General features: G+C 44.0%; 13 protein-coding genes. 5 read left to right on the top strand and 8 right to left on the bottom strand.

The window, feature by feature from the left end:
• Positions 1–11: 11 nt before the first annotated feature.
• The 8 genes from ybaK to hemA all read right to left on the bottom strand — a co-directional run bounded on the left by ybaK (position 12) and on the right by hemA (position 8,334).
• The gene (gene ybaK, locus ACED45_RS11860; protein WP_371714118.1) at positions 12–485 is read right to left on the bottom strand and encodes a Cys-tRNA(Pro) deacylase; all 474 of its coding nucleotides are present in this window, start codon (positions 483–485) and stop codon (positions 12–14) included.
• Between the two features lie 118 nt (positions 486–603).
• A complete protein-coding gene (ushA, locus tag ACED45_RS11855; protein ID WP_123322811.1) occupies positions 604–2,265 on the bottom strand; it encodes a bifunctional UDP-sugar hydrolase/5'-nucleotidase UshA in 1,662 nt (553 codons plus the stop codon).
• A 543-nt stretch (positions 2,266–2,808) separates the two neighbouring features.
• The gene (kdsA, locus tag ACED45_RS11850) at positions 2,809–3,663 is read right to left on the bottom strand and encodes a 3-deoxy-8-phosphooctulonate synthase (protein WP_371714117.1); all 855 of its coding nucleotides are present in this window, start codon (positions 3,661–3,663) and stop codon (positions 2,809–2,811) included.
• A 22-nt stretch (positions 3,664–3,685) separates the two neighbouring features.
• On the bottom strand, positions 3,686–4,495 hold the full coding sequence (locus ACED45_RS11845; RefSeq protein ID WP_060983586.1) for a SirB1 family protein: 810 nt from the start codon (positions 4,493–4,495) through the stop codon (positions 3,686–3,688).
• A gap of 27 nt (positions 4,496–4,522) precedes the next feature.
• Positions 4,523–4,906, bottom strand: a complete 384-nt coding sequence (locus ACED45_RS11840) for a SirB2 family protein (RefSeq protein ID WP_060467244.1) — start codon at positions 4,904–4,906, stop codon at positions 4,523–4,525.
• Between the two features lie 185 nt (positions 4,907–5,091).
• Entirely contained in the window at positions 5,092–5,952 is an 861-nt protein-coding gene (prmC, locus tag ACED45_RS11835; protein ID WP_132787417.1) for a peptide chain release factor N(5)-glutamine methyltransferase, read from the bottom strand.
• A gap of 5 nt (positions 5,953–5,957) precedes the next feature.
• Positions 5,958–7,046 (bottom strand): peptide chain release factor 1, encoded by a 1,089-nt coding sequence (prfA, locus tag ACED45_RS11830; RefSeq protein ID WP_019821589.1) that lies wholly within the window; start codon positions 7,044–7,046, stop codon positions 5,958–5,960.
• 28 nt (positions 7,047–7,074) lie between these two features.
• A complete protein-coding gene (gene hemA, locus ACED45_RS11825; protein ID WP_060983584.1) occupies positions 7,075–8,334 on the bottom strand; it encodes a glutamyl-tRNA reductase in 1,260 nt (419 codons plus the stop codon).
• 160 nt (positions 8,335–8,494) lie between these two features.
• On the opposite strand from hemA, the gene lolB reads away from it, so the two are divergent.
• The 5 genes from lolB to ychF all read left to right on the top strand — a co-directional run bounded on the left by lolB (position 8,495) and on the right by ychF (position 12,902).
• Positions 8,495–9,142: a lipoprotein insertase outer membrane protein LolB gene (gene lolB / locus ACED45_RS11820; RefSeq protein ID WP_146492352.1), complete on the top strand. Its 648-nt coding sequence runs from the start codon at positions 8,495–8,497 to the stop codon at positions 9,140–9,142.
• Complete coding sequence (gene ispE, locus ACED45_RS11815) at positions 9,139–10,014, top strand: 4-(cytidine 5'-diphospho)-2-C-methyl-D-erythritol kinase (RefSeq protein ID WP_371714116.1); 876 nt, start codon at positions 9,139–9,141, stop codon at positions 10,012–10,014. Before lolB ends, ispE begins: the two co-directional genes overlap by 4 nt.
• A 27-nt stretch (positions 10,015–10,041) precedes the next feature.
• Positions 10,042–10,986, top strand: coding sequence for a ribose-phosphate pyrophosphokinase (locus tag ACED45_RS11810; protein ID WP_004739814.1), 945 nt, complete (start codon positions 10,042–10,044; stop codon positions 10,984–10,986).
• A gap of 223 nt (positions 10,987–11,209) precedes the next feature.
• On the top strand, positions 11,210–11,800 hold the full coding sequence (gene pth, locus ACED45_RS11805) for an aminoacyl-tRNA hydrolase (protein WP_004739815.1): 591 nt from the start codon (positions 11,210–11,212) through the stop codon (positions 11,798–11,800).
• A 10-nt stretch (positions 11,801–11,810) separates the two neighbouring features.
• Positions 11,811–12,902 (top strand): redox-regulated ATPase YchF, encoded by a 1,092-nt coding sequence (gene ychF / locus ACED45_RS11800; protein ID WP_010439159.1) that lies wholly within the window; start codon positions 11,811–11,813, stop codon positions 12,900–12,902.
• The last annotated feature ends 333 nt before the right edge of the window (positions 12,903–13,235 follow it).

The raw sequence follows: 13,235 nt of genomic DNA, 5'->3' as shown, positions 1-13,235 counted from the left end.
ATGACGACAATCTATAAACAGAGATCAGCAAACTGGCCGCGAGTGAGCAATGCTAAGTCTTTTGGATCTAACTCAATCTCTAGCCCGCGCTTCCCTGCACTCACACAGATAGTTTCAAAATCGGTAGCGCTTGAATGAACAAAGGTAGGCAGTGCTTTTTTCTGTCCAAGAGGACTAATTCCACCAACAACATAACCCGTGGTTTTCTGAGCAATATCTGGATCAGCCATCTCCGCTTTTTTGCCCTTCGCCGCTTTCGCTGCAAGCTTTAAGTTTAGCTTCTGATCGACAGGAATAACGGCAACCGCCAAATCTTTAGCGACACCGTTCAAACAGAACAACAGCGTTTTGAACACACGTTTTGGGTCCTGACCCAGCGCTTCAACGGCTTCCAATCCATAGTTGGTATTATTCGCATCATGATGATACTGATACACACAATGAGCGATTTTCTTTTTCTTGGCGAGATTGATTGCAGGGGTCATAACAAATCCAAACGATAGATAAACAAAAAGCGACGCCGAGGCGTCGCTTTAGTTAAATTTATCATGGTGCTAGAGTCAATCTAATTTAGCCCCTATTGACACAATTACTTGTATTCAATTACTTGTAAACCATTTGGCCTGAAGGTGCGTACTTGTTTACGTCAACCGGGCTGTTTGCTTCTAGGTATTCTTTCAGTACTTCAGCATCAACAAAACCAGTATTCACGTAACCTGGGTGGTCAGACAGTTTAGGGTAACCGTCACCACCAGCAGCGTTAAAGCTTGGTACTGTGAAGCGGTATGTTTCGTCTAAACGCAGCTGTTTGCCACCGATGAATACATTCGATACTTCACCGTTTGCTACTGTCATAGAGATACCAGCAAACTGAGCATAAGCACCAGAATCGATTGGTTTCGTCGCCACGACATTTAGGTAATCTAAAACCTCTTTACCCGTCATATCAGTGTAAGTCAGGATGTTTGCAAAAGGTTGTACTGTTAGTACATCTTTGTAAGTCACTTCACCCGCTTCAATTGAGTCACGAACACCACCAGAGTTCATTACAGCGAAATCTGCTTTTGCGCGCTCCATGTGAGAGGTTGCAATCAAACGACCTAGGTTAGTTTGTTGGAAGCGAACGACGTTACGGTCACCTTCAAGCTTGCCATTTGTATCAGCGATTTTAACTTCTAACTGAGCTTGACCTTGCTCTTGGAATGGACGTAGGAATTCAAGTAGCTCTGGATCTTGTGCGATTTCGTCTTGAATAAGAACACGTTGCTTCTTGCCGTCAATCTTAACTTTCTTCTTAAGGTTAACAGGAACTAGATCGTAGCTAACCATCTCTAGTTCGCCATTACGGAATTCGTAATCAGCACGGCCTACATACTTGCCCCACTCGTGAGCTTGAACGATATAAGTACCATTTTGAACGTCTGGTTTACATTCATCACCCGGTTTGAAGTTTTTCTTAGCAACGTTAGGGCCTTCCATACATACCGGCTCTTGAGAGTGGCCACCAACGATCATATCTAGATCTCCTTCATTTAGGTAACGGGCTAGTGCTACATCACCTGGTGCGTTGACACCGCGTTGGCCATTCTCGTAGTGACCCATGTGAGTCACTGCGAAGATGAGATCTGGCTTCTCAGTTTCTTTAAGTTCAGCGATCAGTTTTTTCGCTTCTTCTTTAGGGTCACGGAAGTCGATGCCAGCGATAAATTCAGGGTTACCAATTTTTGCTGTATCTTCAGTGGTTAGACCGATAACTGCAATCTTGATACCTTGCTTTTCAAACATCTCGTAAGCTTGGAACTTACGTTCGCCCGTAGCTTTATCGTAGATGTTTGCTGACAGCATTGGGAAGTTAGCCCAATCGATCTGCTTTTGTAGTACGTCTAGTGAGTTATCAAACTCATGGTTACCCAGTGCCATTGCATCGTAACCAATCTTGTTCATACCTTTGAAATCAGGTTCTGCATCCTGAAGATCTGACTCTGGCACACCCGTGTTGATGTCACCACCAGATAGAAGCAACACGCTACCGCCTTCAGCTTCAACTTCTGCACGAAGTTGGTCAACAAGCGTTTTACGTGCAGCCATGCCGTATTCGCCGTATTTGTTCTGCCAGAAACGACCATGGTTATCGTTCGTGTGAAGAATCGTTAGCTTATAAGTTTCGTCTTGGTTCCAATCATGAGCTGATTGAGACGCACACCCAGCTAGAGTAGCTAGAATTGCAGCACTTAGTGCTGTCTTTAGAATAAGGCGTTGCTTCATTGTCATACCTTTGAACTTTTTAGGGGAATCCACTGCTTTTTTAATCTATTGCGACCCCTTTCCTGGAGTTCGAACAATAAGACTTCAACATGACTAATCTTAAATTAACATTTTAGATGTAACACGACGATTTCATATTTATGTCGAATTGGTCACGCATAGATCAACAGTTAAGTGTAACAAAATTATGAGATTACACTCAAACTTCCCCTGCATCACAGGCAATCGTTTACTTACAAAGTGTGATACACATCAGCAATTCACCAAAAACAGGACAGACCTCACACACTCATGCCTATTTCTTAGGTCATCAAAGGCTTTGTTAACAATGATTTAATCATCTCCTCTGATTAGCGCTCTACCAAACAGATTAACGATCAGTTAAACAACTTAGCAATTACCAAACAGAGACGTACCCAGCGATACAAGCTGATGCCCAGATAAACAAAAACGCCCAACTCTTAGAGTTAGGCGTTTATTTGATACCGTTAAATAACCACTTTAACTAATTCACATTAGCGAGTTACTTAACATCAGCTTCAGCTATTTAATATCGATGTGCTCAAAGCCTTTGATAAGATCATCCAGTGCTTTCATCTGCTTCAAGAACGGCTCTAGTTTGTCTAGAGGTAGCGCAGAAGGGCCATCACAACGAGCTTGGTCTGGGTTCGGGTGTGCTTCAATAAATAGACCAGCAATACCTGTTGCAAGACCAGCTTTTGCTAGTTCAACCGTTTGCTCACGACGACCGCCAGATGCAGCACCTGATGGGTCACGCATTTGTAGAGAGTGCGTCACGTCGAAGATGATAGGGCTACCGTTTGAAGACTTCTTCATTACGCCAAAGCCAAGCATATCAACGACAAGGTTGTCGTAACCCATACAAGCGCCACGCTCACAAAGGATGATGTTGTCGTTACCACACTCAGCGAACTTATCAACGATGTTACCAACTTGGTTCGGGCTCATGAACTGAGGCTTCTTCACGTTGATTACTGCGCCAGTCTTAGCCATTGCTTCAACAAGATCAGTTTGACGAGCTAGGAATGCAGGTAGTTGGATTACATCAACCACATCCGCAACAGGTTGAGCTTGAGCTTCTGTGTGAATATCAGTAATGATCTTCACGCCGAAAGTGTCTTTCAGCTCTTGGAAAATTTTAAGACCTTCTTCCATGCCTGGACCACGGTATGAATGAACTGAGCTGCGGTTCGCCTTATCAAAAGACGCCTTAAATACGTAAGGAATACCCAGCTTCTCTGTTACTTTCACATAGTGCTCACAGATCTGCATAGCGAGATCGCGAGATTCAAGAACGTTCATGCCTGCAAATAGCGTAAATGGCTTGTCGTTAGCAATTGGCATATCGCCAATGTGAACTATTTTCTGTTCCATCATATTCTCTCTAAATAATTATTAATTAGTGAACAACCACGGTCTTTTCGTTCATGACATTCACTTGAGATTTCAGTAACTCAGATGCCGGGTCATCTGGGCATTGGTCGATAAAGTATTGATAATCCGTTGCAGCAACTTGATGACAGTCTAGCTGCTGGTAGATAAAACCGCGGTCACGGATTTCATATGGGTCATCCGGTACAAAGGTTAAAGCAAGATCAGTACACTTCAATGCAAGCGTATAGCGCTCTTCTCTCAGCAGTGCACTCTTAAGCAGTGCTAACCACTTACCAATAATCGTTGGGTGGTCTGCAACTTCTAAGTGTTCAGGTTTCACCTTAGCTAATGGACCGTCATGTCCAATTAACCATGCTCGCAAGGTTTGTTCACCAACGTACTCACCGTTATAAGGGTTAATATAGGCCGCAGCTTGCCCGTACCAGCTTACTTTAAGTAAGAATTGAGTAGGGAAAGATACACCCTCTACAGGAAAGCCTAGCTTGCGACCTAGAAAAAGAAAGACCGCTCCCAGACTCACAGGAATGCCTTTCTTTCTCTCAAGCACTTTATCGATGAACGCGTTTTCCGAAGAGAAATACGCATCTTTATCACCAGCAAAACCCCATTCATAAAAGAATAGTCGAATAAAAGATTCAAACTTCTGCTGTTCATCGGTTTCATTAACCAAAGCAAACTCGGCGTCTTTTAACAATCTAGCCAGCTCTTGCTCTGCCCAGCTGTCTTGAGTTTCTGGGTTAATCGCTTTATTTAAGATCAATGCACCTTCAGCTAACTCTAGCTGGTCAAAGTCTTCATCAAAAAATTCGTACATAGGTAGTTAACCGAAATAAGGAGATAATTAACCGAAAAATGTTGGTGTCTTCGTCATTGCGATTTTACCAGCCATTGCTAGCCAACCTAGCGCACCAAAGAAAGAGAACACTCTTAATAGGTTGTTTTTACCTAACTTAAGCGCAAAGAAACCTAATGCGATGTAGGCCATTACGCAGGTTAGTTTTTCAGTTAACCATGGTGCGGCTGGTGTAAATGGAATAAAGCCAGTGATAAAAATCAAACCAATACCCGATAGCAACAGCAACGAGTCATTGATATGAGGGAAACGCTGCAAGAAAGGATGTTTAAGCTTCGGCGAATTGGCCATCATAAGAGCGAATCGAATCGAAAGAAGTAGCGCGCTTATCGCAATCGTTAATAGGTGAAAATGTTTTAGACCTTCGTACATGGTATTCCTTTATATTTTTATATGTGCTTTCGTTAACACGAGCCTCACAATACCCGTTAATGCCCTGTATTTCTTCATTAAATGCATTACCGAGTTAAATGTATTGTCGAGCTAAAGGTATCAATTTGGCAAGTTCATCGTCTATTACTCATAAGCGAATATCCGTAATCGAATACAGCTACGAACTATGAACAATAACGACCCAATGTCACTCGGTCATTACCACCGTAATCTTTCTCTGTTACAACATCGAGATAACCGAGCGTCTGCATAATCTCACGAACTGCCGAGCCTTGGTCATAGCCGTGTTCAAATGCTAACCAACCTTCATTTTCCAAAAAGCCGCGTGCGTTTTCAGAAATGTATCGGATATCTGCAAGCCCTTTCTCTTCAGCAACTAGTGCTGTGATCGGCTCAAAACGCACATCGCCTTGAGACAAATGAGGATCATTCTTCTCAATGTATGGCGGGTTAGAGACAATCAGAGAGAACTTCACAGTTTCCTCAGAGCTCAAAGGCTCAAACCAACTGCCGTGCAAAAAAGTAGCGTTGGTGATGTTTAGACGTTGTGCATTCTCTGTCGCAAGCTGCTGTGCTTCAGGGCGAAGATCAATCCCCGTTACCTGTCGATTCGGCATCTCAGACGCCAATGCTAACGCGATAGCACCTGTACCTGTACCTAAATCTAGAATCGCACCTTGCTTGCCATAAGTTTTATCCAAAGCTACCTCAACCAAACGCTCAGTATCTGGGCGTGGGATTAAGGTAGAAGGGGAAACTTTTAACGGCAGTGACCAAAACTCACGCTCACCGATAATGTAAGCCACAGGCTCACCAGTTAAGCGACGTGTTAGAAGGGCATTGAATTCAGACTCTTGCTCTGAGGTGAGGTGTTTCTCAGGCCAAGTAAGCAGGTAAGATCTTGGTTTATCTAAGGCGTGACAAAGCAGTACCGCGGCATCAATTGAGGGTGATGTGTTATCACCCTCTTGAAGCTTTACGATTGCTGCTTTTAAAGCACTTTCAACCGTATATGCTGACTGCATACAGGTTAGTTGTTCTCTGCAAGTGCAGCAAGCTGATCGGCTTGGTGCTCTTGAAGTACAGGATCAAGCAAGCTTTGCATGTCACCTTCAAGTACTTCGTTAAGACGGTAGATAGTAAGGTTGATACGGTGATCCGAAACACGACCTTGTGGGTAGTTGTACGTACGAATACGGTCACTACGGTCACCAGAACCTAGTAGGTTACGACGTGTATCAGAAACAGCTGCCGCGCGGCGCTCTTCTTCTGCTTGAACAATACGAGCAGCAAGAACAGCCATCGCTTTCGCTTTGTTTTTATGCTGAGAACGCTCGTCCTGACACTCTACTACTGTACCCGTTGGTAAGTGAGTAATACGGATTGCTGAATCCGTGGTATTAACGTGCTGACCACCCGCGCCTGATGCACGGAAAGTATCAATTTTAAGATCGCCCGCTTTAATTTCTGGAAGATCAGCTTCTGGGATTTCAGGCATAACGGCAACCGTACATGCTGACGTATGAACACGGCCTTGAGACTCAGTTTCAGGTACACGTTGTACACGGTGACCGCCCGACTCAAATTTCATTGTGCCGTAAACAGCATCGCCACTAACCTTAGCGATCATCTCTTTGTAGCCACCTTGTTCAGAAGCATTACTGCTCATGATTTCAACGCGCCAGCCTTTCTTCTCAGCAAACTTAGAGTACATACGGAACAGGTTGCCCGCGAAGATACCCGCTTCATCACCACCCGCGCCAGCACGGATTTCAAGGAAACAGTTACGCTCATCGTTTGGATCTTTTGGAATCAGAAGAATCTGTAGCTCATCAGTCAAACGTTCAATCGCCGCTTTTGCGTCTTTGATTTCGTCTTGAGCCATTTCACGCATTTCAGCGTCATCTTCATTTGCCATCTCTTCAGCAGCTTCTAGATCTTCTTGAGCTTGCTGGTATGACTGGAAGCAAGCTGTCACTTCTTCTAGTTGAGAGTACTCTTTAGAAAGTGCACGGAATTTGTCTTGATTCCCGATTACATCTGGATCACCAAGTAGATGTTGAACTTCTTCATAGCGTTCAACAAGTGTTTCAAGCTTTACTAGAATCGAGGCTTTCATAATGTCTTATTCTGTTGGAGGTCTAATATTATTGAGGGTTTTCTAAGCCCAAACTCTGTCTAATGACCATTAATTTTGCAGGTTCTCCTTGCTCTGCTGCACTTTGAAGTGCACGCGTTGGAGCATGGATCAATTTGTTTGTGAGCTTATTACTTAGCTCAAGTAAGAGTTTCTCAGGGTCACCACCAGCGGCAAGTGATTGTAAACTCTTACTTAATAATTCTTCTCGGATTTCATTGGCCGATTTGCGATAGTCACGAATACTGTCTACCGCTTGCAGTGAACGCATCCAACTCATGAATGCCGCACTTTCTTCGCTAACTATTGCTTCCGCTTGAATCGCTTCCACTTTGCGTTGTTCAATGTTGCCATCAACAATCGACTGCAGATCATCCACTGAATAAAGGTAGGCGTCGTTTAACTCACCGACCTGAGATTCCACATCACGTGGAACCGCAATATCAACCAACAACATAGGTTGATGTTTTCTTGTTTTCAGTGCGGTCTCCACCATACCCTTACCAATAATAGGTAACGGACTGGCGGTTGAACTGATCACGATATCCGCTCGATGCAGATGATCAGGGATCTCATTGAGGCTGATCACTTCAGCACCAAACTCTTCAGCCAACCCTAAAGCACGCTCACGAGTTCGGTTAGCCACTATCATCTTGGTGCAGCCATTCGCTGAAAGATGCTTAGCCACCAACTCAATCGTTTCACCCGCACCCACCAATAACACAGTTGAATCGGCAATTGATTCAAAAATATGTTTGGCTAACGTACAAGCTGCGTAAGCAACCGAAACCGCGCTTCCGCCGATCTCCGTTTCAGTTCGAACACGCTTCGCGACAGAGAATGATTTCTGAAACAGCTTTTCCATTGAAGCATCAACAGATTTGTTCTCTCGCGAGTCTGTATAAGCTTGCTTCACCTGACCTAAGATCTGTGGCTCGCCCAATACTAAAGAGTCCAAACCACAAGCTACACGCATTAAATGCTTAATCGCAGCCTGCTCTTCATGGATATAAAGACTTGGTTTTAGCTCTTCAGGACTAACTTGATGGAAAACTGACAGCCAATCGATCAACTTGTTTTTTGCCACGCCTTTGACGTCACAATACACTTCAGTTCGATTACAGGTAGAAAGTATGACACTTCCATTTACGTGTGCATTTGCGTTAAGTTGCTTGAGTGCCTCAGATAATTTATCTGGACCAAAAGCGACTTTTTCTCGCAATTCAACCGACGCTGTATTGTGATTGATACCTACGGCAAGCAAAGACATGTATCAGAAGTTCTCGATCAGGGAATGGAAACAAGGGGCGAATTTTACTTGATGCATGGCTCTATTTAAAGAGCAAGCGGGATTTGTTTTCCTGACTTCGTGAATTCAATGCTATAGTTGAGACGTTTTTTAGATAAATTTGAACAAGTTGTGAGCAAATATGAGCAAGCTTCGTAAAATCACGTCTCTTATTTTTATGACCATAATTATGGTGGGTTGCTCGTCTATCCCAGAACAACCGACCAGTGTAGAGTGGCAAAGTCACCAAAACCGCCTTCTACAGATAGAAAACTACCAAGCCTCAGGCAAGCTCGCTTACATTTCTCCAGAGCAACGCCAAAGCCTTAATTTCATTTGGAAGCACTCCCCAAATCAAAGCCAATTAAGACTGACCACTTTCCTTGGTCAAACCGCCTTGAACCTCACGATTGACAGCTCGGGTGCCAAGGTAGTCACTTATGATGATCAGGTATTCACTCACGCAAGTGCATCTGTATTGGTAGAGCAACTAACTGGGTTGCAGATCCCTATTGATCATCTGCCACAGTGGTTTCTTGGTATTCCCGACCAAGCAGACAGCTACCAATTGAACACCACCAACACGCTTGAATCTCTGTCTAAACAAGTCAGCAGTCAATTATGGACACTGAATTTTGCTAACTACCGAAATACAGAAATGCCGAGTAAACAGCTATCGGGTGAAGATAACGCGAGCGTAGAGACAATTCCCCTCCCTACTCGATTGTCATTCAAGCAAGACGAGAACAAAATCAACATTGTAGTTTCGAAATGGACACTGAAAAAATGATAACAACGCCAACCCATTGGCCCTCTCCGGCTAAACTGAATTTATTTCTCTATATCACTGGTCGACGTGACAATGGCTATCACGAACTTCAAACCTTATTTCAGTTTGTCGATTTTGGTGATGAACTGACGGTCACTGCAAATGAAAAAACAAATTCGATAACAATAACGCCAGAGATTCCAGGCGTTGCGCTAGAAGACAACCTAATTTGGAAAGCCGCTACTGCCCTTCAACAATACACATCGACTTCTTTCGGTGCCGATATTGAACTCAAGAAAGTTCTTCCTATGGGAGGCGGTATTGGCGGAGGCTCTTCAAATGCAGCAACTGTATTAGTCGCGCTGAATTATTTATGGCAACTCGATCTTTCAGATGATCAGCTCGCCGAAATCGGTTTAAAGCTTGGAGCAGATGTCCCGGTATTTGTTCGTGGTCATGCTGCCTTTGCTGAAGGCGTTGGCGAACAGCTACAACCCGCTAATCCGAATGAAAAATGGTATCTTGTGGTTAAGCCTCAAGTGAGCATAGCAACGGTAGACATATTCACACACTCAAAATTAACTCGAAACACGCCAAAGCGAGCGTTATCAACGCTTCTAGAGCAAGAATACGTAAACGATTGCGAAAAAATTGTGCGAATGCTGTACCCAGAGGTTGATAAGCAACTTTCATGGCTGCTACAATACGCGCCGTCGAGATTGACTGGCACAGGTTCGTGCGTTTTTGCTGAATTTAACAGCAAAAAAGAAGCCGAATTGGTGCGAGAACAACTGCCTGACACAGTTTCCGCTTTTGTAGCGAAAGGACGAAACATTTCTCCTTTAAAAGAAACTTTGGCTGAATACCACTCAGCCCACCCACAATCTATTTAAAACTGGACGCAACCCGAGGTTTCCACCGTGCCTGATATGAAGCTATTTGCTGGTAACGCAACACCTGAACTAGCCCAACGTATTGCTGATCGTCTATACATCTCTCTTGGCGATGCTACTGTAGACCGTTTTTCTGATGGCGAAGTCGCTGTTCAAATCAATGAAAACGTTCGTGGTAGCGATGTATTCCTGATTCAATCAACTTGTGCACCAACCAATGACAACCTAATGGAATTGGTGGTAATGATTGACGCAATGCGCCGTGCTTCAGCTGGCCGTATTACTGCTGTAATCCCTTACTTCGGTTATGCCCGTCAAGATCGTCGTGTACGTTCTGCTCGTGTGCCAATTACTGCAAAAGTTGTTGCAGATTTCCTTTCTAACGTTGGCGTTGACCGCGTTCTTACTATCGACCTACACGCAGAGCAAATCCAAGGCTTCTTCGATGTACCTGTTGATAACATCTTCGGCACTCCAGTTCTTCTAGAAGACATGGCGAACCGTGGCTTAGAAAACCCAGTTGTGGTTTCTCCAGACCTTGGTGGTGTTGTACGTGCTCGTGCTACTGCTAAAGCGCTAGGTGATGTTGACATCGCTATCGTTGATAAGCGTCGTCCACGTGCTAACGTTTCTGAAGTAATGAACCTAATCGGTGATGTTGAAGGCCGTGACTGTGTGATCGTTGATGACATGATCGATACGGGTGGCACACTATGTAAAGCAGCTGAAGCGCTAAAAGAGCGCGGTGCTAAGCGTGTATTCGCTTACGCAACTCACGCTGTTTTCTCTGGTACTGCTGCGAACAACATCAAGAACTCTGTTCTAGACCAAGTTATCGTAACGGATTCTATCTCTCTATCTCCAGAGATGGCTGCGACGGGTAAAGTGACAACACTTAGCCTTTCTCGCATGCTTGCTGAAGCGATTCGTCGTATCAGCAACGAAGAATCAATCTCAGCGATGTTCAACTAATCAAAGCCCAATAGCTTTTTTTACAAAAGCTTGGTTTTAGAAACACGCGAGAGAAAGATATTAAGCACTTCAGTCAATGAAGTGCTTTTTTTATGTCTGAGTAATATTGCACTGCTAGTTATCACAAACAGGAATAATCGCGCAGCTATCAGCTAGCTCGCACCTTTTTCATAAACTGTGATATCATACGGCGCTTTTTGAAATCCCAAGAGAGATCCATACCTTGAGCCAACAAATAAAACTTCTCGTTGGACTGGCTAATCCAGGTCCAGAATACGCCAAAACTCGCCACAACGCGGGCGCTTGGGTAGTTGAAGAATTAGCGCGTGTACATAACGTGACACTAAAGAACGAACCAAAGTTCTTTGGCCTAACGGGTCGTATCATGGTTCACGGTGAAGATCTTCGTTTGCTGATCCCAACGACTTTTATGAACTTGTCAGGCAAAGCAGTTGCAGCCTTAGCAAAGTTCTACCAAATTAAACCAGAAGAGATCATGGTCGCTCACGATGAGTTAGATCTGCCTCCTGGTATTGGAAAGTTTAAAAAAGGTGGTGGTCATGGCGGACATAATGGTCTGAAAGACATCATCAGCAAGCAGGGTAACAATAAAGAATTCTATCGTCTTAGATTAGGCATCGGCCATCCAGGACACAAAGATAAAGTTGCAGGTTATGTATTAGGCAAAGCTCCTCAAAAAGAGCAAGAGTGTATCGAGGCCGTCGTTGACGAATCGGTTCGCAGCCTAGACATCTTATTAAAAGATGGCCTACCAAAAGCACAAAATCGCTTACATACGTTCAAAGCAGAATAAGGTTTATATCATGGGTTTTAAATGTGGCATCGTTGGTCTACCAAACGTTGGTAAGTCAACTCTGTTTAACGCACTGACTAAAGCAGGCATCGAAGCAGCAAACTTTCCATTTTGTACGATCGAACCAAACACAGGTATCGTTCCGGTTCCAGATCTACGCTTAGATGCATTAGCAAAAATTGTTAATCCACAGAAGATCCTTCCAACGACAATGGAATTCGTAGATATCGCGGGCCTAGTTGCTGGCGCATCTAAAGGTGAAGGTCTTGGTAACAAATTCCTAGCTAACATCCGTGAAACTGACGCTATCGGTCACGTTGTTCGCTGCTTTGAAAATGAAAACATTGTTCACGTTGCTGGCAAAGTATCTCCAATTGAAGATATCGAAGTGATCAACCTAGAACTTGCACTGGCTGACTTAGACAGCTGTGAGCGTGCAATTCAACGTAACGCGAAGAAAGCGAAAGGCGGCGACAAAGACGCTAAATTCGAAATCACTGTACTAGAAAAGCTACTTCCAGTTCTAACTGAAGGTGGTATGGCACGTACTGTTGAACTTGGCAAAGAAGAAGCGGCAGCAATCGGCTACCTAAACTTCCTAACGCTTAAGCCAACAATGTACATCGCAAACGTTGCAGAAGATGGTTTTGAAAATAACCCATACCTAGACGCTGTTCGTGAATACGCAGAAAACGAAAACAACGTTGTTGTTGCTGTTTGTGCAGCAATCGAATCAGAGCTTTCTGAGCTTGATGACGAAGATCGCGAAGAGTTCCTTGCGGATATGGGTATCGAAGAACCAGGTCTTAACCGAGTGATCCGCTCTGGTTACGAACTACTGACTCTTCAGACTTACTTCACAGCTGGTGTTAAAGAAGTTCGTGCTTGGACAATCCCTGTAGGTGCAACTGCGCCACAAGCAGCGGGTAAGATCCACACAGACTTCGAGAAAGGTTTCATCCGTGCTGAAGTTGTTGGATTCGATCACTTCATCGAATTTAACGGTGAGAGCGGTGCGAAAGACGCAGGTAAATGGCGCCTTGAAGGTAAAGAATACATCGTTAAAGATGGTGACGTTGTTCACTTCCGCTTCAATGTATAATTCTGATTAAACATCTAGAAAAAAGGCCAGTGAATTCACTGGCCTTTTTGTTTTTCCCCTTTCTAAATTGTCCCTCACCAGAAACTTAACTTCCTATATATATCGCCTTTTAGACCTGTTTTTTGTCGACAAATACGCCTCTTTGCCTAAAAAGAAACCGAACAGATGTTTATTCGCGATTTATTCAAAAAAAAAGTTGACGGGTTTCACTCAACTCCGCATAATGCGCCCCGTTCACAGCGAAGCGGCAACGTTTCGAAATGAGCAACAATATGGAAATGGCTACTTAGCTCAGTTGGTTAGAGCACATCACTCATAATGATGGGGTCGCAG

This window comes from Vibrio crassostreae (assembly GCF_041439375.1).
Lineage (GTDB): Bacteria > Pseudomonadota > Gammaproteobacteria > Enterobacterales > Vibrionaceae > Vibrio > Vibrio crassostreae_D.
Note: the sequence above shows the minus strand (reverse complement) of the source record. Positions and strands in the feature narration are given on the sequence as shown.